General features: G+C 64.9%; 20 protein-coding genes. 2 read left to right on the top strand and 18 right to left on the bottom strand.

All coding sequences use genetic code 11. From position 1 onward, the window contains the following. Positions 1-121: 121 nt before the first annotated feature. From IB275_RS29215 to desA, 18 genes are all read right to left on the bottom strand, one after another. Entirely contained in the window at positions 122-1480 is a 1359-nt protein-coding gene (locus tag IB275_RS29215; RefSeq protein ID WP_192293470.1) for an OprD family porin, read from the bottom strand. 845 nt (positions 1481-2325) lie between these two features. Next, positions 2326-3447 carry a polysaccharide biosynthesis/export family protein gene (locus IB275_RS29220; RefSeq protein ID WP_192293472.1) on the bottom strand — a complete coding sequence of 374 codons (1122 nt, stop codon included), beginning with the start codon at positions 3445-3447 and terminating at the stop codon, positions 2326-2328. A 31-nt stretch (positions 3448-3478) separates the two neighbouring features. Then, the gene (locus tag IB275_RS29225; RefSeq protein WP_192293474.1) at positions 3479-4879 is read right to left on the bottom strand and encodes an undecaprenyl-phosphate glucose phosphotransferase; all 1401 of its coding nucleotides are present in this window, start codon (positions 4877-4879) and stop codon (positions 3479-3481) included. 102 nt (positions 4880-4981) lie between these two features. Next, positions 4982-5857 (bottom strand): glucose-1-phosphate thymidylyltransferase RfbA, encoded by an 876-nt coding sequence (gene rfbA / locus IB275_RS29230; RefSeq protein ID WP_192293476.1) that lies wholly within the window; start codon positions 5855-5857, stop codon positions 4982-4984. Further along, positions 5854-6972 (bottom strand): glycosyltransferase family 4 protein, encoded by a 1119-nt coding sequence (locus IB275_RS29235; protein ID WP_192293479.1) that lies wholly within the window; start codon positions 6970-6972, stop codon positions 5854-5856. Before IB275_RS29235 ends, rfbA begins: the two co-directional genes overlap by 4 nt. Before the next feature lie 20 nt (positions 6973-6992). Then, positions 6993-9608, bottom strand: coding sequence for a GH39 family glycosyl hydrolase (locus tag IB275_RS29240; protein ID WP_192293481.1), 2616 nt, complete (start codon positions 9606-9608; stop codon positions 6993-6995). After that, the gene (locus IB275_RS29245; protein ID WP_225601731.1) at positions 9577-10800 is read right to left on the bottom strand and encodes a glycosyltransferase family 4 protein; all 1224 of its coding nucleotides are present in this window, start codon (positions 10798-10800) and stop codon (positions 9577-9579) included. The genes IB275_RS29240 and IB275_RS29245 overlap by 32 nt, the downstream gene beginning before the upstream one ends. Before the next feature lie 5 nt (positions 10801-10805). Beyond that, entirely contained in the window at positions 10806-11804 is a 999-nt protein-coding gene (locus IB275_RS29250; RefSeq protein ID WP_192293485.1) for a glycosyltransferase, read from the bottom strand. Positions 11805-11848: 44 nt separating this feature from the next. Beyond that, the gene (rfaH, locus tag IB275_RS29255) at positions 11849-12376 is read right to left on the bottom strand and encodes a transcription/translation regulatory transformer protein RfaH (RefSeq protein WP_192293487.1); all 528 of its coding nucleotides are present in this window, start codon (positions 12374-12376) and stop codon (positions 11849-11851) included. After that, the gene (locus tag IB275_RS29260; protein ID WP_081515223.1) at positions 12373-13122 is read right to left on the bottom strand and encodes a WbqC family protein; all 750 of its coding nucleotides are present in this window, start codon (positions 13120-13122) and stop codon (positions 12373-12375) included. Before IB275_RS29260 ends, rfaH begins: the two co-directional genes overlap by 4 nt. A gap of 28 nt (positions 13123-13150) precedes the next feature. Beyond that, complete coding sequence (locus tag IB275_RS29265) at positions 13151-15364, bottom strand: polysaccharide biosynthesis tyrosine autokinase (RefSeq protein WP_192293489.1); 2214 nt, start codon at positions 15362-15364, stop codon at positions 13151-13153. A 31-nt stretch (positions 15365-15395) separates the two neighbouring features. After that, complete coding sequence (locus tag IB275_RS29270) at positions 15396-16325, bottom strand: glycosyltransferase family 2 protein (protein ID WP_192293491.1); 930 nt, start codon at positions 16323-16325, stop codon at positions 15396-15398. Positions 16326-16327: 2 nt separating this feature from the next. After that, positions 16328-17848 (bottom strand): lipopolysaccharide biosynthesis protein, encoded by a 1521-nt coding sequence (locus IB275_RS29275; protein WP_192293493.1) that lies wholly within the window; start codon positions 17846-17848, stop codon positions 16328-16330. A 10-nt stretch (positions 17849-17858) separates the two neighbouring features. Continuing rightward, positions 17859-18953, bottom strand: coding sequence for a DegT/DnrJ/EryC1/StrS family aminotransferase (locus IB275_RS29280; RefSeq protein WP_081515219.1), 1095 nt, complete (start codon positions 18951-18953; stop codon positions 17859-17861). 57 nt (positions 18954-19010) lie between these two features. After that, entirely contained in the window at positions 19011-20432 is a 1422-nt protein-coding gene (locus tag IB275_RS29285) for a hypothetical protein (protein WP_192293495.1), read from the bottom strand. Continuing rightward, a complete protein-coding gene (locus IB275_RS29290) occupies positions 20432-20899 on the bottom strand; it encodes a hypothetical protein (RefSeq protein WP_192293497.1) in 468 nt (155 codons plus the stop codon). Before IB275_RS29290 ends, IB275_RS29285 begins: the two co-directional genes overlap by 1 nt. Before the next feature lie 576 nt (positions 20900-21475). Further along, the gene (locus tag IB275_RS29295) at positions 21476-22444 is read right to left on the bottom strand and encodes a sensor domain-containing diguanylate cyclase (RefSeq protein ID WP_081515216.1); all 969 of its coding nucleotides are present in this window, start codon (positions 22442-22444) and stop codon (positions 21476-21478) included. Positions 22445-22581: 137 nt separating this feature from the next. Then, positions 22582-23763 carry a delta-9 fatty acid desaturase DesA gene (gene desA, locus IB275_RS29300; protein WP_081515215.1) on the bottom strand — a complete coding sequence of 394 codons (1182 nt, stop codon included), beginning with the start codon at positions 23761-23763 and terminating at the stop codon, positions 22582-22584. Between the two features lie 178 nt (positions 23764-23941). On the opposite strand from desA, the gene IB275_RS29305 reads away from it, so the two are divergent. Continuing rightward, positions 23942-26215, top strand: coding sequence for a putative bifunctional diguanylate cyclase/phosphodiesterase (locus IB275_RS29305; RefSeq protein ID WP_192293499.1), 2274 nt, complete (start codon positions 23942-23944; stop codon positions 26213-26215). A 140-nt stretch (positions 26216-26355) separates the two neighbouring features. Further along, positions 26356-26538: a sulfur starvation response protein OscA gene (gene oscA / locus IB275_RS29310; RefSeq protein WP_017520779.1), complete on the top strand. Its 183-nt coding sequence runs from the start codon at positions 26356-26358 to the stop codon at positions 26536-26538. Positions 26539-26607 lie beyond the last annotated feature (69 nt).

The raw sequence follows: 26607 nt of genomic DNA on the forward strand, positions 1-26607 counted from the left end.
GAAACCTGCAGGAACGGGCCTCGCCTGCGACCGCGGACAAAGTCGCGCCCCCTGATACCAGAGGTCCGTGAGCCCTGCTCACGGATCGCGGGCGTGGCTCGCTCCTACAGAATTCGCAGCGTTACAGCAGCGGGATGGTGTAGCTGACGATCAGACGGTTCTCGTCCTGGTCACGCTGGGTCGCGGTGCCCGAACCAGTGGTCGGCAGGCCGCTGCGCAGGGCGGCGTTCTTCCAGGTGAAGCCCAGGCCCTTGAAGGTGCCATCCGGGATCACATAGGCCAGGGAGATATCACGCTCCCACTCGCTCTTGTCGCCGTACTTGGTGTCGATGTTGTCGCCGTGCAGGTACAAGGTCTGGAAGGTCAGGCCCGGCAAGCCGGCCTGGGCGAAGTCGTAGCCGTAACGGACCTGCCAGGTGCGCTCGCCGGCGCGCAGGAACTTGCCGATCTGCACGTCGGTGATCAGGTAGGCAGTGGCGCCGTCGCCGTTGTTGATGAACGGGAAGTCGCTGTCTCCGCTGAGCTGCTGGTAGCCGGCGCCGAAGCTGTGGCCGCTGACGGTGTAGGTGAACAGGCCGCTCCAGGCGCGGTTGTCGACTTCGCCCTTGGTCACACCGTTGCCGTAGTAACCGCTGGTGTAGAAGTTCTTGTCGTGACCGTTCTTGCCGTCATCGCTGCTGTGGAAGTAACGCAGGTCGCTCTTGAGCACGCCCGGGCCGATCGCCCAGTTGTGCTGCAGGCCGAGGAAGTGCTGTTTGTAGAAGTCCTGCAGGTTGCCGTAGTAGTACTGCAGCGTCAGGTCCTTGGTCAGCTTGTAGTCGGCGCCGCCGTAGTAGAACTTGTTGACGAACTCGCCCGTGCGCGCGTTGTTGGCGCCGGCGATGGACAGCCCTTCGTTGTTGCTGGAGCTGCGGCCCTTCATGTGTTCCAGCTGACCGCCGAGCAGGGTCAGGTCCTTGAACTCGTTCGAGGTGACCTGGCCACCTTCGAAGGTCTGCGGCAACAGGCGACCGTCGTTGTAGGTCACGACCGGCAGCTTGGGCAGCAGGGTGCCGTACTGCAGCACGGTGCTGGAAACCTTCACCTTGCCGGTGGCGCCCAGGTGAGAGAAATCGTCGACCGCGCGACCATCACCATCGGTGGGGAAGACAGTACCGGAAAAGCTCGAGCTGGTTGGGTTGTAATGTGTGCCCTTGCCGCTGTCCAGGCGTACGCCCAGCAGGCCGAGTGCGTCGACGCCGAAGCCCACGGTGCCTTCGGTGAAGCCGGAGGTGTAGTTGAGCAGGAAACCCTGGCCCCACTCTTCCTGCTTGCTCGGCTCGGCGGTGCCGTTGCGGTTGTCGGTGTTGATGTAGTAGTTGCGCAGGGTCAGGTTGGCCTTGCTGTCTTCGATGAACCCACCGGCGACGGCGGATTGTGCGAGGCCTGCGGCAGCGATGGCGAGCGCGAGGCTCGATTGCGTGAGAGTGCGGCGTTTCATTGGAATTTCCCCATTTTATTGATCTTGGAAAGCAGGCCATTCAAGGCGACCACTGGCTCCAGCGGAGCCCGACCGAACGGCAAGCAGCGGCCATGGCGTGGCAGGCACGCTCGGCATGCGGTAATTCGGCGGTGTTCGGCGCTCCCCTATGCGGGGATCGAGCGCAGGCAAGCAGGCGGGAGGGCAGCAGAAGAATGGAATGGCATGGATCGGATCTCGTGTCTTGTTGTTGTGGCAATGCGCGGGGCATGCGTCAGTGGCTAGGCAATCCCCAGGCCAACCGGCCTTACCTGCCTGACACGCCCGCCATTTCCGACACTCGAACGATCTGCAAGCAAATTCCTTCGGAAAAATCAGCGGAAAACCGCCACGAGCCCCCTTCATCCTGGCGGATAACCGCCATCCCCTTTCGCTGTCACGGCAACGCTGGGGGCCACGATAAAAGAAGCTCTATAAATCAAAAAAGAATTAATTATTACTATGTAATTTCTTTTGGGAATATATGGTAGCACGCCGACTGTCCGGCGCCGCCTCCCTGAGGAGGTACCCCGTTCGTACGTAATGGCTGCTCCATGGAAAGCGGTGTAGGGACCAGGCCCGAGCTGCCGAACGCCGGGCAAAAAAAACCCGCCGGCGCTGCAACGCGGGCGGGTTCGGGACCCTGTGCTAGGGGAAGGTCCCAAAGGAGAGCGGCGGAGTGGAGCCCGCCTAGGAGTGGTGCGTCCCTGCACCCGATGGCGGCGATGATGGCCACCACCCGGCGCGGAGTCGATTCCAGCGATCCACCCGCAGCGGTGGGAAAATTCCCCAACGCTGCGGGCATTGCCAGAGAGTGCGGGTCGCGATCAGTTGCCGCCGACGGCGGCGCTGGTGCCAATGAAGTTGGCCGATGGCAGCAACTGGCTGATGAAGCGGTTCCAGCGGGTGATGTTGGCCGGGCCGATGAACACCACGTCCTGCGGCTGCATGGCGAATTCCTTGGCCAGGGCGTAGGCGGTCGGGCGCTTGGCTTCCAGGTGGAAGACCTGGGCCTGGAAGGTCCCCGGCGCGGTGCCGGCGACCGGTTCCGGATTGCCACGGATCACGTAGACCGAGTCGCCGTCGGAGGTTTCCGGGGCCAGGCCGCCGGCGTTGCCGAGCACTTCCAGCAGCGACAGACCGGTGGTGCGGTAGGTGACCACCTGCGGACGTTCCACTTCACCGACCACGTAGACTTTCTTGCGGTCGTTGTAGGGCAGGTGAATCTGGTCGCCATTCTTCAGGTAGATGCCGGTCAGGGTCGAACCGGAGCGGTTCAAGGCGTCGACGTCGAGCACGTACTCGCGGCCATCACGCTTGAGGACCAGGCCGGACAAGTCCGCTTCACCGGTGACCACCCCCGCCTTGCTGACTGCCTGCACCAGCGTGGTCGGCGTGTTGTTCAGCTCGACCTGCCCGCCGTTCTGGAAGGCCCCGGAAAGCACCACGTGCTGGCTGCCATAGCGCAGCACGGTGACGTCCACCTGCGGGTCGACGATACCCTTGTTCGCCAGCCGTCGGGACAGGCTCGTACGCAACTGCGCCGGGGTCTGTCCTTCGGCGCGCACCACGCCGGCATAGGGGAAGAAGATGTTGCCGTCGGCGCCGACCACGCGTCCGTTGGCTTCCATCTGCTGGGTGGAACCGGGGCTGGTCAGTTCCGGGTGGTCCCAGACGGTCACCAGCAGCACGTCGCCGCCGCCGATCACGTAGTCCTCCTGCGGCGGGCGGTAGTTCAGCAACTCTGGGGGTACACCGGGTTTGGCGGCGAACGCGGCCTCCTGGCGTTGCAGCACCTGGGGCGTGATGGGCACGAGGGTGATGTTCATTCCCTCTTTCTGTGCCTCGCGTTGGATATCGGAATCCGTCATGTGCTGACCGGGGGAGAACACGCAGCCTTGTAGCGCCAGACTGCCGACTACAAAGCTGAAAGCGAGCAGGTTTTTCATGGCAATCCTTCCTTGAAGCTTGTGTGGAAACTCAATAGGCATTGCGGTGTACGAAACCCTTGAACAGGGTCAGCAAGACGATCTTCAGGTCCCACCAGACGGACCAGTTCTCGATGTAGTCCAGGTCGAACTCGATGCGCTTCTGCATCTTCTCCAGGGTGTCTGTTTCGCCACGCCAGCCGTTCACCTGGGCCCAGCCGGTAATGCCTGGCTTGACCTTGTGACGCAGCATGTAACGGCTGACCTGACGCCGGTATTGCTCGTTGTGCGCCACGGCGTGGGGGCGTGGGCCGACCACCGACATGTCGCCGAGCAAGACGTTGAAGAACTGTGGCAATTCATCCAGCGAGGTGCGCCGCAGGAAGGCGCCCAGCGGGGTGATGCGGCAATCGTTGCGCGAGGCCTGGATAACGGCGGCGCCGTCCTCCATGACCGTCATGCTGCGGAATTTCCAGACGCGGATGGGCCGGCCATCCATACCGTAGCGGGTCTGGCGGAACAGCACCGGGCCGCGCGAGGTGAGCTTCACGGCCACTGCGATGAACAGCATGGGCACGGCGATCAGCAACAGGATCAGCGAGGCCAGCACCACGTCCTCGATGCGCTTGAGCACCGCGTTGGGGCCGTCCATGGGCGTGTCGAAGATGCTGATGGTGGCCAGCCCGTTGATGCTTTCGCTGCGCGCGTGAAGCAGGTCGAACATGAACAGATCGGGGATCAGGTAGACCGATACCGTGGTGTCGGAAAGCTCGCGGATCAGCTCGTTGAGCAGCGGCTCGCGGGACAGCGGCAAGGTCAGATAGACCTTGTCGATCTGCCCCGAGCGGGCGGCTTCGATCAGTGCCAGGCGGTCGCCTTTCACCGGCACCCGTTCGCCCAGTTCCATCTGCTGCGGGCGGTCGTCGTAGAAGCCGACCAGGCGCAGGCCCATCCAGGGTGCGGCAAGGATGGTCTCGGCCAGTCGCGCGCCGACTTCGCCGGTGCCGTAGATGGCCACGTTGCGGCTGTTGAAACCGTGACGGCGGGCGACACGCAGCAGCATGCGGATCGCCAGGCGGTAGCCGCACATGATCAGCAGCGCCGCGGCGAACCAGCCCAGCCGCCGGGGCTCTTCCAGCTCCACGTGGCGCAGCGAGATGTCCAGCAGCAGCACGGCGAAGAACGCCAGCGACCAGTACAGGGTGACGCTCAGCGACTCACGCAGCAGCGACTCGCCGCGCCAGGAGCCATAGAGCTGGTTCAGCTCGCCGAGCCAGTGGAACAGCATCACGCAGAGCAGCACCGAGACCCAGATCTGTGCATCCAGCACGCCATTGCCAGCACCGAGCAGCACGACCCCGGTGAGCACGATCACCAGGATGTCGCTCAGGCGGTGCGCCAGCGAGATGAGTGACTGGTGCGCACGCAGAATTCCTTTCGTCTTGTTGGGCATGATGACCTCACGACTGCCGGCGTCGCTCCTGGCGCCGCTGCATCGCAGTCCGTTATCGGGCGCAGTGCCGGCCAGCCCTCCACGGGCTCGCCGGGTGCGGGTTCACTGTCGCTTGTCCAGCAGCAATTGCTGCAGGTAGCGGCCATAGCCGGTCTTGCTCAGGCGCTCGGCCTGCAGGGCCAGCAGGCTCTCGCTGAGCCAGCCCTGCTGGAAGGCTATTTCCTCCAGGCAGGCGACCTTCAATCCCTGGCGTTCCTCGATGGTCTGCACGAAATGACCGGCCTCCATCAGCGACTCGTGGGTGCCGGTGTCCAGCCAGGCGAACCCGCGACCGAGCAGGCTGACGTGCAGTTCGCCCAGTTCCAGGTAGAGGTTGTTGATGTCAGTGATTTCCAGCTCGCCACGGGCCGAAGGGCGGATCTGGCGGGCCATCTCCACCACCCGGTTGTCGTAGAAATACAGGCCGGTGACGGCATAGTTCGAGCGCGGCACGCGGGGCTTTTCCTCGATGGACAGCACGCGACCTGCGTCGTCGAACTCGACCACGCCGAAGCGCCCCGGGTCCGCTACCTGGTAGCCGAATACGGTGGCGCCCCGGGCTCGCGTGGCAGCTTCGCGCAGGGTTTCGGTGAAGCCCTGTCCGTAGAAGATGTTGTCGCCCAGCACCAGACACACCGAATCGTCGCCGATGAATTGCGCACCGATCAGGAAGGCCTGCGCCAACCCGTCCGGCGAAGGCTGCACGGCGTACTGCAGGCGCACGCCGAACTGCTCACCGTCACCGAGCAGGGCGCGGAAGTTCGGCAAGTCGGTAGGCGTGCAGATCAGCAGGATGTCGTCGATGCCGGCGAGCATCAGCACCGACAGCGGGTAGTACACCATCGGCTTGTCGTAGATCGGCAGCAGTTGCTTGGACACGCCCAGGGTAATGGGGTGCAAGCGGGTACCGGAGCCACCGGCGAGGATGATGCCCTTCATGATCTGCCTCCTTGCTTGGCGATCTGTTTGGCGTCGAAGCGCGCCGGGTAGTCCGAGCGCTCGGTCAGAAAGGAGTCGATCAGGCTGGAAAGCCGCAGGGCGGAGATGTCCCAGGAGTAGCGCAGGACGTTCTCCTGTCCCAGGCGGCGCAAGTCGGCGCGCAGCTTGTGGTCGAGCAGCACGCGGCGCAGCGCGGCGGCAATGCCGGGCGGATCGAGGGGGTCGAAGTACAGCACCGAGTTGCCCAGCACTTCCGGGATCGAGGCACTGCGGGCGGCGACCACCGGGCAGCCGCAGGCCTGTGCTTCCAGCGGCGGGATGCCGAAACCTTCGTACAGCGACGGGAAGGCGAAGACGGCAGCGTTGCGGTACTGCTCGATCAGCTGATCGTCGTCCAGCCGGCCCAGCCAGCGCACCCGCTCGCCCTGCCCGCTCTGCTGCAACTGCGCATCGACAAAGCTGCGGTGGGCGGCGCCGACGATGCGCAGCTCCACATCCATCTCGCCGAGCAGGCGGAACGCTTCGATCAGCCGGGAGAAATTCTTGTGCGAGGCCGGCGAGGACACCGCCAGTACATAGGGACGCTCCAGCAGCGTCGGCTCGAGGCCGGTGCAAAACTCGGCGGACACTGCATTAGCGATCACATGGATGCCCTTGGGATCGACACCGTAGTGCGAGGCGATTTCCCCACGGGAGAACTCGCTGACCGTGACCTGCGCCAGCGAGCGACACAGCATCAGCGGAATCATCAGGCGGTATAGCGCGCGGAACTTCCAGGAGAAGCTTTCCGGGTGGCGCACGTAGGTGATGTCGTGGTGCGTGACGACCTGCTTCGAATAGGCCAGCGGCGCCGTGCTGCACAGCGAGACCAGCAGCGGCCGGCCGTGACGGGCCAGCCACAGCGGCAGGTCGACCTGCTCCCAGAGGTGCCCGTCGCGACGGCCGATCTGCTCGACATTCAGCTGGCGGGCGACTTCCGGACGGAGGATTTCACCGGGCGGTGCGACGAAGTGGAGGTCGCTGCGCAGTCGCGCCAGCGACAGCGAAATCTGCTCGGCGAAACGCTGCACACCACTCACTTGCTGGGTGAGAAAACGCGCGTTGATCACGATCATGTGGGTTCTCCGCGATGGAGTCAGCGCAACGACAGTTGCGGGGCCGACGCGCTGCGCACCAGGGTGGGCGACGCGTCGATGCGGATGCTGGCCTGGCAGTCGCCGCCCCCTGCGGGGCACTGCCAGGGCACCGGCCGGCCCTCGCGGCGGGCGATCCCTTCGACGGCATCCAGGCGCCAGAGGGTGTCGCTGCTGCCGGGCTTGCTGGTGATGTTCAGGGTCTGCTCATGGCCCAGGGTCCAGGCCACCAGAATTTCCTCGCTGGCCTTGGCGAAGCGCAGCAGGTAAACGTTCGGGTCTTCATTCGGCACGCGGCCGACAAAGCGGTAGCGGCCGATGATGTCGGCGATGCTGGCCATCGCGTGGTAGGCCGGCTTGGGCTGTCCGCTGGCGGTAAGCAGGCCGAAGTTGTGTTCCATGTCCGTGCGGTCTATGCCGTCGTCCACCAGGTCGTACCACCAGGCGCCCTTCACGTTCGGCAGGCTGCGCACCAGCACGTAGGCGCGGGCCAGGTAGGCGGCCTGACGCTCGCGGCTGATGCCGCAATCGCCTTCGTGGGCCGGCCAGCTGAACTCGGTGAAGTACAGCGGAACCGGTTTGCCAGCGGCGTTTTCCAGCTTCTGGTTGACGCCCTGGAACCAGTTCAGCCAGGCCTCGGGGGTGGACATCTCGCGCTCGCAGTACACCGAAGGATGCAGCGAGATACCGTCGACGACATCCAGCACGCCACCACCGGCAATGCGCTCAGCGAAGCCCTGGCGAATACCCTTGAGAGTGACGGCCCCGGCGAGCACCTTGGCCTGCGGATCTTCCTCGCGGATCACCTTGGCGGCCGCGCGCACCAGGGTCAGGTAGTCGTCGCTGAAGTCCTTGTCGGTGGCGTTTTCCGAGTCCCACTCGTTCCACACTTCGTAGAAGGCGACCTGTCCCTTGAAGCTGCGCACCACGTAGCGCACGTAACGCAGGTAGCCCTCGCGGGAAGCGTCGTCGCGCGGCTTGGCATTGCCGTAGAACTGGTTCTCGTTGCCCAGGATCAGCAGCGTATCTATCCCTAAGCTGCGGGTGCTGCGCAGCTGTGCGCGCCAGGCGGCATCGATGGACAGCACGCCGCGCTCGCGCTCGACGCTGGACCAGTAGGCATCGTCGCGGAACGACAGGATGCCGGCCTCGCGAGCCAGGCGATTGATGCCGTCGCGGTTGCCCGCGCGGATGTTCTGGTGGGTACTGGCGCCGACGATGAATTCCGCCGGGCCGAGGCTTTCCACCGGAGCCTCGTTCGCCAGGCTGCGCGGTGACTGCAGTACCCCGCCGATCAGCAGTGCGCAGGCCAGCAGACTGAGCATGCCACCCTGCAGGCGCAGGGTGCGCGGCGCCGGTTGCGGTGCGGTCTCGCCCGGCAGGCGCAGGGCGCGGCCGATGGCCAGGCCGAGGAACAGGCTGGGAATCGGCGACTCGAGCACGTCGCTGGTCCAGGCAATGAGCAGGATGCAGTAGGCGATGCCGAGCAGCGCACGGGCTTCGCGGCCGGGTTGGCGTTGCAGGCGCATCAGCATCGGCACCGCCAGCAGGTAGAGGGCGATACCTGCCACGCCGAACAGGCACCAGAGGTAGAGCAGCGAATTGTCCGCCACCGCCAGCTGCTCGACGCCGAAGACCGGGAAGGCCGCGTAGGCGCTGCCGGTCATGCCCAGCCCGGCGCCGGTGTAGATCCAGCCGTTGTAGTCCATCACCTTGATCAGGTTCGGCCAGGTGTTGACCAGGCGATCCACCATCGACCCCATCAGGTTATCGCCGGTGGCACTGGCCAGGTACGGGTCGACATGGCCGTACAGGCCGTACAGCGGCAACCCCAGCGCGCCAAGCACCACCAGCAGCGCGGCCAGCAGGAACAGCAGACGCTGGCGGCTGATGCTCATCACCAGCAGGGCAAAGAAGAAAGCACCGGCGGAAGACTTGTTGGTGGTCAGGACGATACCGACCAGCGCCATCAGGTAGATCAGCCCACGCACCGGCAGTGCCAGGCGGAAGGACCCCAGGTACAGGCTGAACACCGCCAGCATCATCGCCAGGCTCGAGGACATCCGCGAGAAGCCGGCGATGCGATCCAGGCCATAGGCGCTCCAGGAACGGTTGCCGCTGATCTCGACGCCGCCCATGGAGTAGGTGTACCCCTTCCACGGCACGTTGATGGTGAGATCCAGGGCGATGCCCACCAGGGAAGCCAGCAGGCAGAAGAAGATGAGCCAGCCCACGGCTTTGCGGTGCATTTCCAGGTACTGGCCGCAGAGCAGGCCGAACAGCAGCGGCGCGTAGATGAAGACGGAGAAGAAGCCGCTCTGGGACTCGGCGCCATGCAGCCGGCCGAGCAGCAGCGAAGCTGCCGCGAGGATCAACAGCAGCCACAGGCCGCGCTGCTGCGGGCGGGTGAACAGCTCCCAGCCCACCGCGACGATGCAGGCGACCTTGGGCAGGTAGACGATGGCCGACAGGCCGGCCTGGTCAGTGTAGAAGCGCAGCGCGCCGTTGAAGGTCTCCACCAGCAGCAAGGCCACCAGTACCCCGAGCGCCAGCAAGGAGCGGTCGAAGGTCACGCGGCGGTCGACCTCAAAGCGTGGATACGGGGATTGCAGTTCCATGCTGGACTCCGCGGGTAAGCAGGGTGTGGCGCAGGATGGCTTCGTATTCGTCGAGCATCCGTTCCACGCTGAGCATCGGTGCCACGACTTCACGGGCGCGCGCGGCCAGGCGCTGGCGCAGCGTAGGGTCACGCACCAGGCGCTCGATGGCGTCGCCCAGCGAGTCGCTCCGATCGGGCGAGCAGAGCAGGCCGTTGATTTCGTCCAGGACGATTTCCGTCAGGCCGCCCATGCGCGAGGCGATCACCGGCAGGTGGTGGGCGCAGGCTTCCAGCGCCACCAGGCCAAAGGATTCCGGGGACAGGCTGGGCACCACGGCAACGTCGATCTCGCTGAAGAACTCGGCCGCCTTGCGGTAGCCGACGAAGTGCACGCGCTGGGGATCGGCGAGGGACTTCAGTTGGTTCACGTAGTGGTTGTCGCCCCGTCCGGCGATCAGCAGCGAGGCATCCTCGCCGCGCGCCTGGAACTGCTCGATCAGCCATTCCACGCCCTTGTTCGGGGTCAGAGCGCCGATGAAGCCGAAGCGCAGCGGGCGCCGTCCGCTTGAAGGCGGTGCTACGGGCACCTCCGCCATCGGCGAGCCGTTGTAGACCACGTGGGTCTGGCTGCCGGCAAAGTACCCGGCATCGAGCAGCGCATTGAGCTGGTAGCGACTGACGCCGACTACCGCATCGACCTCGCTCGAAGCCGATGCATGGGAGCGTCGCAGCAGCGCACAGGACGCGCACTGCTGCTCGCAGTGCCGGCCCTTGTTGAAGCGCACGCCGCGCGGGCAGGTCAGGTACTGGTCGTGAAGTATCTGGACCAGCGGCAGGCCGGCATCGCGGATCGCATCCCAGGCGGAGATCGACCAGCCCGACAGGTTATGGCAGACCACCACGTCCGGTTCGACCTCTTCCAGAACCTTCGCCAGAAGATTGCGCATACGGCGGTTGTAGCGGTCCAGCCCGTGCCAGGCGAGGCGCTTCAGCGTGCCATGGCGCTTCTCGTCGAACGGCCAGTAGAGATTGCGCAGGCCAGCGCGCAGTACCGCCACACCGTTCAGCGTCTCGCGCTGAAGGCCCGCGTCGGGCCCGGTGCAAAGCACCTGCACGTCGTGGCCACGCCCGCGCAGGCCCTCGGCCATGTGCTGCAGCATGACTTCCGTCCCGCCGCCGATGTGCGGGGCGTAGAGGGTGTTGAGCAGCATCACTCTCATAGCGGGTAGGCCCGGTTCATGCCGAGGCTGCCGGCCTCGCCGTCACGGATCGCCTGCAGCAGCAGGGCCAGTCGGCTGGCGCGACCATGGCGGCGGGCGAAGAAATGCAGCAGGCGAATGAACACCCAGCGGTTGAAGCGGTACATCAGCGGCGAGGTGACCCACAGGTTCTTGTCGAACCAGGCCTGGTTGCGCGCGGCGTAGTAGGCGCGCAGGTCGGAGCTGCCGAGCAGATAGGTCTCGTAGATGTTGGAGGTGCGCTCCTTGATGTTCCAGGAGTGTTCCAGGTCGTCCAGGCCCGCTTCGGGCACCAGGTAGAGGTGCCCGCCCAGGGCGCCGATGCGGAAGGTGTACTCGGTGTCGTCGGCGTAGAGCACCAGATCGCGGCGCGGCAGGCCGATGCGGCGGAACAGGTCGGCATGCCCGAGCAGGCCGCCATAGTAGGCAAACGGCAGCTCCAGCAGCGGCTGCGCCGGGCGCGGTTTCGGCTTGCCCCAGGGCGTGCGTCGCCAGAGCTTGTAGGGCAGCTGGCGGACATGGAAGCCGAAGTAGCTGGAGCGCGGCGGCGCGATGAAACGGGTCGGCACGCCGGAGGCGACGTCGGCCTGGTGGGTGGGACGGAAGCCCAGCACGGCGGTGTTGTCGGCGCCATGGCGCAGGGCGCAGTCGATCAGGCGTTGCTTGAGCAGGGGGAACGAACCCGGCGTCGGGGCGTTGTCGTCATCCATCAGCCAGATGAAATCGCAGCCGGTCTTCAGCGCGGCCTCGATGCCCACGGCATAGCCGTTGGCCGAGCCGGTGTTGCTGTCCAGTTCGATCACCTGCACGCGGTTGGGCCAGAGCATGAACAGCTGGTCAAGCTCAGCCACCGAGGCATTGCTCACGACGATGGCGCGGGTGATGTCCTTCTCGCGGAAGGCACGCGCCAGCAGTTCCTGCAGGTAGTCCAGGCGATCGCCATAGGTCAGCGTCACCAGCACGGTCGATCCATTCATCTCGCCACTCCTCCTTGTACCTGGCCTTGTCTGGGGTGTGCGCCTCAGGCGCGCCAGCCGTCGTTGCCGCTCAGCGCCGAGAGCTGGCTGAGCGGGACCCGGATGCGTTGTTCGCGTTGCAGCAGGTTGAGCAGGATCAGGGCGCGTTCGGTGCCATCGTCACAGAGGAAGATGGCCTCCACTTCGCAGTCGCCGGAGCACTTCAGGCGCACTATCTGACCTTCGTGGAAGCCACTGGAGGGGCGCTCGGGCATCGCCGCCAGGCGCTCGCGGATCCCTTCCACCAACTCGTCGGCCACTGCCAGCGGCTGCGCGCCGAAGCTGACGATGCGCGCTACGCCACGGGTGGAGCGGATCGGGAACCAGTTGTCATGCTGCTGATCGAGGCGGATGAACAGGTAGCCGGGGAACAGCGGCTGCGGCCGGCTGCCCTGCTTCACCACCGGGCGGTAGCAGGAGAAACCCTGGCGACCGAGGTTCTCCTCGGCGCGCAGTTCCTGGTGCGGTTTGGTCTGGATCAGGTACCAGCGATACTGCGCGGCTTGCAGGCCAACGCTGACAGCGGAATTCATGATTCGTACTCCCCAAGAAGGTCCGACGAGGGAGCGGGTCGCTCCAGGGTGTAGCGGCCTAGCAACCGCTGCATCTCGTCCGGCGGGTTGAACATCAGCACGTCGATGATCGACAGGCTGGGGACGAAATCCGGGCTGAACTGGGGGTAGCTCAGCTCGTCCATGCGCAGGAACTGCAACTCCAGGCCATGGGCCTGGAACACATCGGGCGAGTACAGGTGGCGACCGCCCTCCGGGTTGAGGTAGATGTCGCCGCCGCTCTGCTTCACCGCCTCGATCAGGCGCTGGTCGCGGCCGATGTCCTCGGCCAGCTCCAGCTCCGAGGCCCGCACCATCGGCGTGTCGATGCCGATGTAGTGGCAGATGCGGCGGATCGAGTGCTCGGCGAAGTGCGACAGGTTGCGTTCGGGGTGCTCGAGGATTTCCTCCAGCAGCGGCATTACCTGCTCGTAGCACGGCGCTCGGTGGTAGGCATGGCGAATGGTGTGCAGCAGCCGCCGGTTGCTCAGCTGCATCTGCTCGCTAAGCCTGCGTTCGTTGATCGCCTGGGTCTGCGAGCCCTGCTCCAGGGGAAAGCTGAACTGCCAGATCTTCCCGCCGACCAGCAGGCGATTACGGTTGATCCACCCACGCCGGGTGTACTGCAGGCTGTCGCCGAGAATGAACAGGCCGCTCGCGGCGATCAGCTGGAAGTACCCCAGGTAGGGGAACAAGTACGGCTGCATGAGGCTGACGATATGGACCATGGCTGCATCCTTTCCCTAGATTCCTTTTTCAGTCCTTGGCGTCATAGCGGTAGGCGTAGGCGCCGTAGTCGTATGCCGCCGTCGAAGCCTTGCGTTTCACACCGTTGAGGATGGCGCCCTGCAGGTGGATGCCGCTCTGCGCCAGGCGCCGCCGCGCGGTGTCGATCTCGCTCGCCGGGCTCTGGCCGAAGCGCGTCACCAGCAGGCAGATGCCGCACAGCCGGCCGACCAGGGCGGCGTCGGTCACCGCCAGCACCGGCGGGGTGTCGACTATCACCAGGTCGTACATCGACGAGGCATCGCGCAGCAGTTGGGCGAAGTTGTCGTGCATCAGCAGTTCGGACGGGTTGGGCGCGGCGAAGCCACAGGAGATGAAGTCCAGCTCCGGTACCTCGGTGGGCAGGATCACTTCGCTCAGCGGACGGTGCGAACTCAGCGCGTCGGACAGGCCGTGGCGCGGGGTCAGGCCGAATACCCGGTGCAGGTAGCCCTTGCGCATGTCGGCGTCGATCAGCAGGGTGCGCAGGCCCGATTGCGCGACGATGGCCGCGAGGTTGCTGGAGACGAACGACTTGCCGGCGCCCGGTGCCGGGCTGGTGAGCATCACCACGTTGTTGCGCGCTTCGAGCAGGGCAAAGTGCAGGTTGGTACGCAGGCTGCGGATCGCCTCGTTGGCCAGGTCTCCGGGGGCGGACGCGGCGAGCAGCTTGGGCGTGTGGCCGAGGATGTCGCTCTTGCGCTCCTTCTCCAGGCGCTCCTGCTGCCGCGAGTAGGGAACCGCGGCGAGCACGGAGAGGCCCAGCTGCTCGATCGCCTCGGGATTCTCCACGCCACGGTAGAAGGCCTGGCGCAGGAACAGGATGCCGAGGGCAACGCAGAAACCGAGCAAGGTCGCGAGCAGCACGATGACCTTGCGCATGGGCTTGGCCGGTTGCTCGACGTTGGCCTGGGCGGTGTCGATCACGCGCACGTTGCCGATGGTGCCGGCGCGGATGATGTCCTGCTCCTGGGCCTTGTTCAGCAGGCTGGTGTAGGTCTGCCGGGTGACCTGCATGTCACGGGACAGGCGCAGCAGTTCCTGCTGGGTGGCCGGCAGGGTCTGGATGCGTTTCTGCAGTTGCGCCTTGCGGTCTTCCAGGCTGGACATCTGTTTGAGCAGGGCCTGGTAGGTCGGGTGCGACGGGGTGTAGAGACGGTCGTAATCGGCACGCTTGAGCTTGAGTTCGGAGAGCTGGTTGTCGATGCCCACCACCTGGTCCAGTACGCCGCGGGTCTCGACGCTGATGTCGGCGGACTTGGCTGTGGTCTGGTAGGCGTTGTAGGCGTTTTCGGCGCGCTCCAGGTCCAGGCGCACCACCGGCAGCTGCGAGCGCAGGAACTGCAGGCGCTGGGAAGCTTCGGCGGAGCTGCGTTCGACGTTCTGCAGCACGTAGAGGTGGCTGATCTTGTCGAGGATGCGGTCAGCCTGCAGCGGGCTCGGATCTTCCAGGGTCATGTAGATGATCCCCGAGTCCTTGCCGGCCTCGACCACCTTGAGCAGTTTCTGATAGTTCAGGGTGGTGGTCAGCAGACGGTTCTTGGCCACGATGAACTCGGTGCCGGGGCGCGCCACCAGTTCGTCCACCTCGATGCTGAAGCCCTTCTCCAGCACCGGCTTCTTCAGCTCGCCGCGAAGGATCAGCTGGTCGTCGGCGTTGAGCAGGTGGTAGGCGTCGCCGCCATCGGCCACCAGGGTCAGCGGCTCGCCCAGGTACTCCTCCGGCACATCGAGGGAGAACACCTTGATCTGCTCGCCACCCCAGCCATAGGAACCCATGCCCAGCCAGGGCGCGGACAGAGCGTCACCGGCTTCGGGCTGGTAGCGCCGCGCCAGGTAGTCACCGATCAGCGGCAGGTGCTTGGGCTTGGCGATGATGTCCAGCTTGAGCAGCTCGACCGCCTTGCCGAGCACCGCGCGGGACTTCAGCAGCTCGATCTCGGTGGCAGCGATGGACACGGAGTCGGGGCGGTTGATCACCTCCGGCGTGCCGTTCAGGCCGTTCTTCTTCTGCTCGATCTGGATCATCGCGCCGGAAACGTAGATCGGCGTGGCGATCACCGCGTAGAAGAGCCCGAGCACGGCGAACAGGCCGGTGACGGCGAGGATCATCTTCTTGTGATCGAACAGCAGGCGCAGCAGGCCGGCCACATCGATGCGGGTGTCCTGGAGCGTTTCCAGGGACGAGCGGGGCATGACACTCATGGACTTCCATCCTCCATTGAGGTGGCGCGGCTCAGCGCGCCGAAATCGGGTTCAGCCGCTTGAGCAGGTTGGCGCCGTGGTTGCCGATCAGCAGCAGGAAGGCCTGCACCTTGCGCATGGGCGAGACGGCGGCCATGGACATCCGGCAGACCTGCATCAGGAAGTATTCGTTGAGCTCCTGATTGCCCAGGCGCTGGTAGTAGCGCGACAGGCAGTAGTAGGTGTGCAGGGTCATCTGCTGCTGCACGCGATCGGCCTGCATGGAGAAGATCCCGCCCTGGTGAACGCGGTAGGCCGCCGGGCGGATTTCCTCGATGAAACGGCCCTTGCCGAAGGCGCCCAGCAGCGACCACCAGCACAGGTCGACCATGCGCGTGGTGCGCAGCTCCTCGGGCATCTCGGTGAGGACATTGCGGAAGCAGGTGGTGAGGGTGGAGATCGGCCGGGCCTTCTGCAGGTCCAGGCGGCTGGCGTCGCGGCGGTACTTGCCGGTGAGCTGCCGGGGCTTGATCACACCGTCCTCGTTGTAGGTGTAGGCGTCGTGGTAGGTGATCACGTAGTCCGGGTTCTTCTCCAGGAAGTCGACCTGGATCTGCAGTTTGCGCGGGTCGGTCCAGAAGTCGTCGCCCTCGCAGTAGGCGATGTAGCGGCCACGGCATTTCTTGAACACCGGCAGGCCGTGGGAGACGCCTTTCGAGTACTGGTTTTCCTTGTGGAAGATCGGCTTGATGATGTGCGGGTAGCGCGCGGCGTAGTCGGCGATCAGCTCGCTGGTGCCGTCGTTGGAGGCGTCGTCGTTGACCAGCACTTCAAAGCGGAAGTCGGTGACCTGCTCGAGGAAGCTGTCCAGCGTGCGGCCGATGTAGTTCACCTGGTTGTAGGCCAGGCAGACGATGCTCAGAAGAGGCTTGGGGTCTTCCGGCCAGTTGGAGAGGATCTGCAGCTCGGAGCGGATATCCATGTCTAGACACTCGGCTTGTGGGACGGTTTGAACAGGCGCAGCAAAGCCGGGGCAGAGCCCACGCCCACGAGAAACAGGGTGATCAGGCCGCACACGGCCAGCGCCGCCAGCAGCCACAGGCGCTCGCCGGAGCGGGCCAGCAGCGCGTAAAAGGGCTCGCTGAGCAACAGGCCGGCGGCGCTGAGCGCGGCGATCTGCAGGGTGTCGCGCAGCCACGGGCCATGCAGGCCCGGAGCGAAGGCGTGGTGCACGATCGCCGGCCAGATCAGGAACGACACCAGGCGCAGGCCGAACCAGCACAGCGCCACGCCGAGCACGCCATAGAGGTAGGCGCTGGCGATCACCAGCGGCACGGTCACCAGGGTGGAGATGACCGTGTACCAGACGTGCATGCGCAGCAGGCCGTGGGCGTATTGCAGGTAGAACTGGAAGCTGGCCACCGCCAGCAGGCCTGAGCCGAGTACGTACCAGGCCAGGATCGGCCGGCACCAACTGGCGGCCACGGCATCGCCGCTCCAGGCCAGAACCAGGTCATGACCATGAGCGGCGATCACCGCGACCATCGGGAACAGCAGCACACAGACGAAGCGGTTCGCCTTCAGATAGAGCTGCTGCATGTCTTCGTGGCGTTGTTCGGCGACCAGCACGGTCATGCGCGGCAGCAGCGACTGCGCCAGCGGATTGACCAGTGTGAGGACGCCGCCGGAAATCAGCGCCACCAGGGAGAAGTAACCGTACTGTTCAAGCGGCAGCAGGCTCGACAGCAGGACCTTGTCCAGCTGCGTGAGTACGATCCACAGGCAGGAGGTGAAGGACATGCCCAGGGCAAAGGGCAGCACCGGGCGCACCGTGTCCCAGCAGAAGCGGGTCAGCAGGCGCACGTCCATCCACAGGTAAGCCTTGCCGCCCAGCAGCAGCGCCTCGACCAGCGACACCGCGACCTGGAACTGGAAGAACACCAGCGGGTCCTGGCTGACCTGCGCCACCAGCAGCAGGCCGCCGAAGTAGCGCAGGGTGGTAATGAACACGTTCACCGCGTTGATGAAGCCATGCAGTTCCTGCCCCTGCAGCGCGCTGCGGTACAGGGTGGCGTACAGCCGCAGAGCCACCAGCAGGCCCATCAGGCTGATGCACTGCGCGACCAGCTCGGGCGAGAGTTGCTGCACATTGAGCCACTGTCCGGCGACCCAGTGGCTGCCGCCCCAGACCGCCAGGCTGCTGAGGACAGTCAGCGGCAGCAGGATCAGCTCGAAGGAGCGCAGCAGGCGGGCCTGCTCCTGGCCCTCGCCGCTGAGCCCGCGGCCATGGGCAACCTGGCGCACCAGCGCCGGCGACAGGCCCATGTCCAGCAACAGCAGCCAGCTCTGCAGCACCGCGAAGAAGCCGATCAGGCCGTAGGCCTCGGCCCCCAGGTGGCCGAGGTAGAACGGCTGGATCAGGATGCCGATGACGATGGCGTACGCCTGCCCTGCGTAATTGATCAGGGTGTTGCGGACCATCGACAGCGAGCGTGCGGTGCGCATGATCGTCCCCTTACACCGCGACGGCGACGCGGCCGCTTTCCAGCAGCAGCACTTCGATCACCGCGCGCTGGATCTCCTGCGGCAGACCCGGGTACAGCGGCAGACAGAGGATGCGCTGGCTCAGCTCGCGGGACAGCACTTGCGGCACCTGCGGGGCGAGGTAATCGAGGGTATCCAGCGACGGGTAGAAGTAACGCCGCGGGTTGACCCCGATCTCGTTCAGCGCGGTACGCACGCGCAGCACCTGGGCTTCGTCGCGCAGGCCGATGGGGTAGTAGCTGTTGTTCAGCCGCGCGTAGCTCTCGCTGGCCTGCAGGTCGTAGTAGCCGCTGAGGGCTGCGGTGTAGCGGGCGGCGATCTCCTCGCGCTGGGCGAGGATGCTGTCGATCTCGTCGAGCACGCACAGGCCCATGGCGGCGGAGAACTCGTTGAGCTTGGCGTTGATCCCCAGGCCGACGATCTGGTCGACGCCGGCGATGCCGAAGTTGCACATCAGGCGGATCTGCTTCGCCAGCTCGTCATCGGAGGTGACGATGGCGCCGCCCTCGATGGTGTGGAACAGCTTGGTGGCGTGGAAGCTCAGGGTGGTGGCGTCCCCCCAGGCCAGCACCGACCGGTCGCGGTAGCGCGAGCCGAAGGCGTGGGCGCCGTCGTAGATCACTTTCAACTGGTTGCGCTGGGCCACCGCCTGAATCTCCTCCACCGCACAGGGATTACCGAACACGTGGGTGGCGACGATGGCGGTGGTATCCGGCGCAAGGCTGGCTTCGATGCGAGCAGGGTCGAGGTTCCAGGTCCGCGGGTCGATGTCGGCGAAGCGCGGGCGGATGCTCTCCCACTGCAGCGTGCTGCTGGTGGCAACGAAGCTGAAGGGGGTGGTCACGGCACTGCCGGTCACGCCCAGGGCCCGGTAGGCCACTTGCAGGGCGATGGTGCCGTTGTTGGTCAGAATCACATGGCGAACGCCGAAGTAGTCCTGCAGGCGCTCTTCCAGTTCCGTGACGAAGGGGCCGTGGTTGGTGATCCAGCCGGAGGCATAGATCTGGTCCACGTAGGCCTTGAACTTCTCCGGGTTGCCCAGGTAGGTCTTGGTCACATTGATCACGGTCGCATCCCTCTCTTGGATGGAAAGTCCGTTGGCTGTCGAGCTGGCGCGCGCCGCTCAACCCAGTGCCGACAGCGCGAAGGGCGCGTCGTCGATGCCGGTGTGGCTGTGGTCTCGAGAAGCTTGCTCGGCTTGCGTTGCGCGGTTGGCCAGGTGCTCCTGCAGGGCCTCGATGACCCGGCCGCTGGCGTCGTTGTGGAACTGCCAGACGCCGTAGATACGGCTGTCGAAGGAGCGCTCGCTGCCCAGCATCGGGTTGGCCGCAAGGCCCGATCCGAGGCCGAAGCTGTAGAGGCCGGGAATCGGCCGGCCGGTGTGGTCGCGCAGGCAGCCGGCGGCGTCGGAGTCCAGCCCGCCCTTGCTCTCGCGCACCTGCAGCGGCTCGCCGTTGGCGCGGCGCAGGGCTGGCAGGCACGGCTGGTAGCCGATGGCCTGGACAAACACGCCATCGTCGCTGCAGCACTGCTCCAGGCGTTCGCGCGCGGCAGGTGAGCGATCTTCCAGGCACAGCAGCTCGACCTTCACCCGGGTGCCGCTGACCACGCCATTCGAGAGCACGTCGGTGCCGACCTGGTGGGCGCGGTAGCGCAGGCCACCGGAGCGGTTGACCCGACCGGACACCGGGCAGACATCCATGCCCTCGTCCACCCCGTAGCCGGCCGCGCGAGCTTCCTCGACACTCTCGAAGAACAGGCGGATCGGCGCGCGGTGCAGCAGGGTGATCTGCTCCAGGCCCAGGCAGTCCAGGGCGCAGGCAAGGTTATCGAGGATCGAGAAGGCACTGTGGGAACCACCGACCACGGTGAAGCGAGTGCCCGGGGTCACCCGGTCGCCGAACAGCTCTACCAGCTCGGCGGCGTTCAGGCTCAGCAGCGCATCGGAGGAGTAGACCGTGGGGCCGTCATGGGACAGGTGCAGGTCCTGCTCGGCCAGGCTCCAGTTCAGGTACTCGCGGTTCTGCCGGCCGCCCAGGTTCATCACCAGCGCGCCTGCGTCGATCTGCGCGGTATGAGAGCCGCTGCGCAGCGCCAGCTGGAAGCTGCCGTCGTCCAGTGCAGTGATCTTTTCGATACGCGTACCCAGCGCCACTTCGACCCCCAGGTGCTCGGTGACGTAACGCATGAACAGCGTCGAGGCATGCGCCAGCAGCTCGCCCACCTGGGTGAGCATCGGCGCGCCATGGGGATCGTTCTGCAGGGCGCGGAACGCCTGGGAATGCGCCAGCGGCGCAAAGATGGGCAACAACGCCGGATCGCGCAGGCAATCGAGGAACACATCGCCCACCGAGTTGGCAGTAATGTGGTAATCCCCCAACCGGCCACGACCGACCGCCAGTGCAGCGTCCACCACCAGAAGGCCATCGCGGGCGAGACTCGCCAGCGCACCGGTCTTGTAGGCGTTGAACAGGAAGCCCATGCCTGCCGGGCCGGCGCCGCCGACCACACAGGCATAGTTGGAACGAAGCGATTGCTCGGCCATCAGCCTTGACTCCCAGCGCGGCGGGGCGCGCGGCTCTCGTGAGGCCGGCGCTGTCGGCCGGCAGGGTGGCAGCGCTCGCGCCGGAATTCCGTCACTCGCGGCACAGCCGCCGTCGCGCGGGCCTTCTTCGGGAAGGTCACGGGAGTCAGTTCGGAATGGATGGCGAACGCCTGCAGAAGAACTTCGGCACGGCGCAGAAGTTGCTGTTTCAGAAATGAAACGAACACTGTCTGGCGCGGCTTAATCTCAGGGGAAAGTTCATGTTTGTTACACAACAAGGAGCCGGCATAACAAAATTTCGAACTAACGGAATCAGCTCGACTAAACTTTTCATTAACGCCTCGGGGATTGGCGTCAAACTCCCGCAGTTTCATCAGCGAAACACTTCCCGCCCGGAAAGCGTCGCTCTTTCTGCTTGTTTCAACGGCGCGATAAGTGCCGTCGTTTTCCATTGTTTCAGCGGCCATCGTCACTCACTCCAGTCCAGGAGGTGCTCTACGCCGGGCCAAATTGAAAATTCGAAGACAAGGCTACCGCCCGAGTTCGAATGACCCGATTCGATTAACGACAATCAACTGTTCGTCCCTGGAGTGGCCGTTACTTTTCGCTGGGCAAAGCTACCGCCCCTCGGCCAAGTTCCGAAAATCTGGAAAAACAAAAAGCAAAAATCTATCGCGCTTCCGCAGCGAGAGGCTGGCGAAAGTTGTCAGGCAGCGATAGGAAAATGACAGGAAGAAGAGGTGGCAGAATCTTCCATGACCTTACTGCTCGTGCGACTGCTCCCTGAGGTGTCTCATCCGGACACCACACGATATTGCTATGTGGATAGTAATAGTGGGGGGGACGAAGGCATGTCAACGTAGGAAGCAGTCCTACGCCGGGATTCCGACAGAAGGCAAATCACGCTCCGTAAGCTATTGATTTATAACGCGCCATAAAGCCGACACAGGCATTTTGACAGCAGAAACATACAGCCCCGAATCTGAGAAAAAGGGATTAATCAGAAAGTATTAATGTTTCCACCGCGGACAGGCTGGAGTGTTTCATCCCTGAACAATGCGGTCCTTGCCGGTGCGTTTCGCCTGATACAGGGCCGCATCGGAACGGCTGTAGAGCGCGGAAAGATTCTGGTCATCGGGCTGTAGCAGAGTCAGCCCCTGGCTGATGGTGACGCTGAAGAAATGCTCGGCTTCGTTGAAGCGCAGGCGCTGTACTTCCCGCTGCAGGCGCTCGCCGATCTGCCGCGCCATGCTCTCGTCGCACCCCGGCAGCAGCACGGCGAATTCCTCGCCGCCGATACGGCCGAACAGGTCGCCGCGACGCAGCGCGCCCGCCCCGCTCTGGGCGATGCGCTGCAGGACCACGTCACCGACCTGGTGGCCGTAGACGTCGTTGATCTTCTTGAAGTCGTCCACGTCCAGCAGCAGGAACGCCAGCGGCGTGGAGGTCGCCTTGCAGTCGCGGAAGGCCTGCTCGGCACTGTCGAAGAAGTAGCGGCGGTTGCTGCTCTGGGTCAGCACGTCGGTGGTGGCCAGGCGGTGCAGCTCGGTTTCCAGGTGCTTCTTGTCGGTGATGTCCTCGGCGATGCCGACGATCATCAACGGCAGGCCCGCGTCGCTGTGCTGGCTGACGAAGCATTTGTCGCTGAGCCAGCGCACTTCGCCGTCGGCGCGCAGGATGCGGTATTCGCGCTGCTCGATGGCGCCGCGCTGCAGCACTTCCTGCAGGGTGCTCTGGGCGTAGTCCAGGTCATCGGGATAGATGCAGTTGCGCCACTCGTTGTAGTCCGCCAGCAGCAGTGCGGCGGAGCGGCCGAAGATGCGCTCGTACGCCGGGCTGACATAGACCATGCGCTGGGCCTGCCAGTCGAAGGCCCAGAGTACCGAGTTCACGCTGGCCAGCAGCGCGCTGAAGAGCTGTTCGCGCTCCTTCAGGCGCGTCACCTCGGCACGACTGTGCAGCAGCGCCAGCAAGGCCTCTTCCTGATCGGCCGGCAATTTATTCTCATCCATGTATCAGCATCCTCCCGCTCATTGACCGGGGCTATGACCGCAAACTACGCCAGGCTGCTGCAAATTAAACGAAAAGCCCGCCGAACGGCGGGCTTTTCTGAGACACATCTCTCAACGTCCTAGGACGTTTCCGCCAATCAGACGGCCGGACGCAAGGAATAGGTCTTCAGTTGCTCGGCAAACTCGCGCAGGGACTGGATACCGCTGGCTTCCGCCTCGTGCACCCACTGCTTGATCGCGGCGAGCATGTCGTGGCCGTTGGCGCTGGTTTTCACCCAGATCTGCTGCAGGGCCAGGCGCTTCTCGTAGATCACCTGCAGGGACTGGCTCTGCGCGAGCAGGTCCTGGATGCGCGCATGGTGGCGCTCTTCCAGCAGGCTGGTTTCACGCGAGAGCAGGCGCTTGGCGCGGCGGAACAGGTGGCGTACCGACTCGTCGGCCTTGGCCAGTTCCTGCTTCACCAGCGGGCCGATCACCAGCTTGCGGTACTGGGCCATGATCTGGAAACGGTTGTTGAGGATGGCCATGGCGGTGTCCATGTCCAGGTTGCCCTTGCCTTCCACGCGGTGCGCGATGGGAGCCACGCGGGCGACCTTGGCCAGGCGCAGGAAGCTGAACACCTTGATCCAGGCCCAGCCCAGGTCGAATTCCCACTTCTTCACCGACAGCTTCGCCGAGTTCGGGTAGGTGTGGTGGTTGTTGTGCAGTTCCTCACCGCCGATCAGGATGCCCCAGGGCACGAGGTTGGTGGCGGCGTCGCGGCATTCGAAGTTGCGGTAGCCCACGGCGTGGCCCAGGCCGTTGATGACGCCGGCGGCCCACACGGGGATCCACATCATCTGCACGGCCCAGACAGTCATGCCGAGCACGCCGAACAGGGCGAGGTCGATGATCGCCATCAGCACGATGCCACCGATGGGGTAGCGCGAGTAGACGTTGCGCTCGATCCAGTCTTCCGGGCAGTTCTTGCCGTAGATACGCAGGGTGTCGGGATTCTCCGCCTCCTTGCGATACAGCTCGGCGCCGGTGCGCAGCACGGTACCCAGGCCCTTGTACACCGGGCTGTGCGGGTCTTCGGCAGTTTCGCACTTGGCGTGGTGCTTGCGGTGGATGGCGGTCCACTCGCGGGTGTTCATGGCCGTGGTCATCCACAGCCAGAAACGGAAGAAATGCTGCAGCGCCGGATGCAGCTCGAGCGCGCGGTGCGCCGAGTAGCGGTGCAGATAGACGGTGACGCTGACGATGGTGATATGCGTCAGGACCAGGGTGACTGCCACCAGTTGCCACGGCGACAGGTCAAGGAAACCGTTGTACCACATAGGCGATACTGTACCTCGGAAGGGGGTAGAACTACGCCCTGCTGGGCGCGCTGTACCGGGAAAAGACAGCCGCATTATCACCAAGCAGGTCCGGATTACCATCCGGTCTTTTAGATACGAATGTGGCCACGTGGCCATCATTTATACTGCACAGCCAATAAATCCAACCCACTACCGCATGAATCCTCGCCTCAGCGCCTTGCGCATCAGTCTGTTGTACCTGGCCCTGGGCTCCCTCTGGGTGCTGCTCAGTGACCAATGGTTACAAAAGCTGCTCATCGATCCCGCTTCGCTGATGTACTGGATGGAGGTGAAGAAGTACCTGTTCCTGGCTATCACCTCACTCGTGCTGTTCTTCCTGCTCTGGCGGCACTTTCGCCGGCAGCACGCCGCCTTCGCCGCGCTGGCCGACAAGGAGCAACGCCTGAGCCGCGCCTTCGCGGTGGTCGAGGACGGCATCTGGGACTGGGACCTGGAGACCCAGCGCGTCCATTATTCCTCCGGCTACGCCAACCTGCTCGGCCTGCCCCTGGAGCACCTGAGCGATGACCTGCTGCTGTGGGAAAATCGCCTGCACCCGGAAGACCGCGCGCGCGTCCTGGCCCTTCACCAGGATTGCCTCCAGGGCCTGAGCACGCGCCTGGAGTGCGTCTACCGCATCCGCCACAGCGACGACACCTACCGCTGGGTTCGCAGCAGCGGCCGCCTGACCCGCGGCGAGGACGGCAGCCCGCTGCGCCTGACCGGCGTCAACCGTGACATCACCCACCAGCGCAGCAACGAAGACCACCTGCGCCAAGCCGCCGCCGTGTTCGAGGCGACCCAGGAAGGCCTGCTGGTGACCGACGCGCGCGGCGTGATCGTGCACACCAATCCGTCCTTCTCGCGCATCACCGGCTACAGCGCCGAGGACGTGCTCGGCGGCCAGCCGTCGCTGCTCAAGTCCGGTCGCCAGGACGACGCCTTCTACCAGCGCATGTGGACCGCCCTGCACGAGAACGGCGTGTGGAGCGGCGAGATCTGGAACCGCCGCAAGAGCGGCGAGGTGTACCCGCAGTGGCAGCACATCCGCGCCGTGCGTAATGACGAGGGCGAGCTGACCCACTACGTCGCGGTGTTCTCCGACCTCAGCAGCCTCAAGCGCTCGCAGCACGAACTGGATTTCCTCGCCCACCATGACCCGCTGACCGGCCTGCCCAACCGCCTGCTGCTGCGCGAGCGCATCGAGCAGGCGCTGGCCCGTGCCGAGCGCGAACAGAGCGGCGGCGCACTGCTGAGCATCGACCTCGACCACTTCAAGCACATCAACGACAGCCTCGGCCACACCATCGGCGACCTGCTCATCCGCGCGGTGGCCAAGCGCCTGGAAGACTGCCTGGACGAACGCTGCTCCCTGGCGCGACTGGGCGGCGACGAGTTCGCCGTGGTCCTCGAAAGCCAGCAGCCGCACCACGCCAGCAGCCTCGCCCAGCGCCTGCTGGAAGCGATGAGCGCGCCCTTCGAGGTCAATGAACAGATCATCTACATGTCGGTGAGCCTGGGCGTCAGCCTGTTCCCCGAGGACGCGCGCAACGTTGACCACCTGCTGCAGCACGCCGACGCCGCGCTGTTTCAGGCCAAGGCCAGCGGGCGCAACCTCTACGCCTTCTATACCCCCGAGCTGACCGCCCGCGCGCGCTCCCACGTGCAGGTGGAATCAGCGCTGCGCCACGCGCTGGACCACGACGAACTGCGCCTGTACTTCCAGCCGGTGCACGACCTGGCCACCGGCCGCATGGTCGGTGTCGAGTCGCTGGTGCGCTGGCAGCACCCGAGCCAGGGACTGATTGCGCCCAGCGAGTTCATCCCGGTGGCCGAGGAAAGCGGCCTGATCACCGCCATCGACGCCTGGGTACTCGACCAGGCCTGCCGGCAGATGCGCCAGTGGCTGGACGCAGGCATCGACCTGGACTTCATCGCGGTCAACGTCTCCAGCCGGCTGTTCGGTCGTGGCGGCCTGGAAGAGCGCGTGGCCCTGGCCCTGGAGCAGAGCGGCCTGGAGCCGCATCACCTGGAGCTGGAAGTCACCGAAAGCGCGGTGATGGAGAACTTCGACCAGGCCCTGGAGCTGCTCTGCCAACTGCGCCTGCTGGGCGTGCACCTGGCCATCGACGACTTTGGCACCGGCTATTCCTCGCTGATGCGCCTCAAGCGCATGCCGGTACACAAGCTGAAGATCGATCAGGGCTTCGTCGCCGGCCTGCCGGACGAATCCGAGGATGCCGCCATCGCCTGCGCGGTGATCGCCCTGGGCCAGAGCATGGGCCTGCAGGTGGTCGCCGAGGGCATCGAGCGGCCCGACCAGGCCGCCTTCCTCCTCACCCACGCCTGCGATTTCGGCCAGGGGTACTGGTACGGCGCACCGCAGCCGGCCACCGAGCTGCTGGCACAATTGCCGCGCGACCCCGCATGAAATCGCGTTAAAAACTTTCGGATATATAAAAATTCTTAAACAGTATTTTTAAGAATATCCAGCTCCTGCCTAAGATGCGCTCACACCGCACGCGCCGACGATGAAACGGCCGGTGGTAAACCCACTAGGAGCAGATACCCATGAGCGCAACCCTCCGTAGCCTGGACGGCCAGGACGAAGCCAACATCCTGCGCGAAGTGCAGAGCGCCCTGCGTGGCCTGCGTTTCGGCGCCGTCGAGATCACCGTGCACAACGGCCAGGTCGTGCAGATCGAGCGCAAGGAAAAATTCCGCCTGCAGCAGAGCCCCGGCAAACCTGCCTGAGCCGACGCGCCCCTGTATTAAGGGGCATGACTGGACCACCGGAGCGTCGCCATGACCGCACTGCCCCAC

This window comes from Pseudomonas sp. PDM21, assembly GCF_014852505.2.
GTDB lineage: Bacteria > Pseudomonadota > Gammaproteobacteria > Pseudomonadales > Pseudomonadaceae > Pseudomonas.

Bases quoted from the DNA above. Each gene is read 5' to 3' on its own strand.
- IB275_RS29215 (WP_192293470.1), bottom strand. From the start codon at position 1,480: ATGAAACGCCGCACTCTCACGCAATCGAGCCTCGCGCTCGCCATCGCT.
- IB275_RS29220 (WP_192293472.1), bottom strand. From the start codon at position 3,447: ATGAAAAACCTGCTCGCTTTCAGCTTTGTAGTCGGCAGTCTGGCGCTA.
- IB275_RS29225 (WP_192293474.1), bottom strand. From the start codon at position 4,879: ATGCCCAACAAGACGAAAGGAATTCTGCGTGCGCACCAGTCACTCATC.
- rfbA (WP_192293476.1), bottom strand. From the start codon at position 5,857: ATGAAGGGCATCATCCTCGCCGGTGGCTCCGGTACCCGCTTGCACCCC.
- IB275_RS29235 (WP_192293479.1), bottom strand. From the start codon at position 6,972: ATGATCGTGATCAACGCGCGTTTTCTCACCCAGCAAGTGAGTGGTGTG.
- IB275_RS29240 (WP_192293481.1), bottom strand. From the start codon at position 9,608: ATGGAACTGCAATCCCCGTATCCACGCTTTGAGGTCGACCGCCGCGTG.
- IB275_RS29245 (WP_225601731.1), bottom strand. From the start codon at position 10,800: ATGCTGCTCAACACCCTCTACGCCCCGCACATCGGCGGCGGGACGGAA.
- IB275_RS29250 (WP_192293485.1), bottom strand. From the start codon at position 11,804: ATGAATGGATCGACCGTGCTGGTGACGCTGACCTATGGCGATCGCCTG.
- rfaH (WP_192293487.1), bottom strand. From the start codon at position 12,376: ATGAATTCCGCTGTCAGCGTTGGCCTGCAAGCCGCGCAGTATCGCTGG.
- IB275_RS29260 (WP_081515223.1), bottom strand. From the start codon at position 13,122: ATGGTCCATATCGTCAGCCTCATGCAGCCGTACTTGTTCCCCTACCTG.
- IB275_RS29265 (WP_192293489.1), bottom strand. From the start codon at position 15,364: ATGAGTGTCATGCCCCGCTCGTCCCTGGAAACGCTCCAGGACACCCGC.
- IB275_RS29270 (WP_192293491.1), bottom strand. From the start codon at position 16,325: ATGGATATCCGCTCCGAGCTGCAGATCCTCTCCAACTGGCCGGAAGAC.
- IB275_RS29275 (WP_192293493.1), bottom strand. From the start codon at position 17,848: ATGCGCACCGCACGCTCGCTGTCGATGGTCCGCAACACCCTGATCAAT.
- IB275_RS29285 (WP_192293495.1), bottom strand. From the start codon at position 20,432: ATGGCCGAGCAATCGCTTCGTTCCAACTATGCCTGTGTGGTCGGCGGC.
- IB275_RS29290 (WP_192293497.1), bottom strand. From the start codon at position 20,899: ATGGCCGCTGAAACAATGGAAAACGACGGCACTTATCGCGCCGTTGAA.
- IB275_RS29295 (WP_081515216.1), bottom strand. From the start codon at position 22,444: ATGGATGAGAATAAATTGCCGGCCGATCAGGAAGAGGCCTTGCTGGCG.
- desA (WP_081515215.1), bottom strand. From the start codon at position 23,763: ATGTGGTACAACGGTTTCCTTGACCTGTCGCCGTGGCAACTGGTGGCA.
- IB275_RS29305 (WP_192293499.1), top strand. From the start codon at position 23,942: ATGAATCCTCGCCTCAGCGCCTTGCGCATCAGTCTGTTGTACCTGGCC.
- oscA (WP_017520779.1), top strand. From the start codon at position 26,356: ATGAGCGCAACCCTCCGTAGCCTGGACGGCCAGGACGAAGCCAACATC.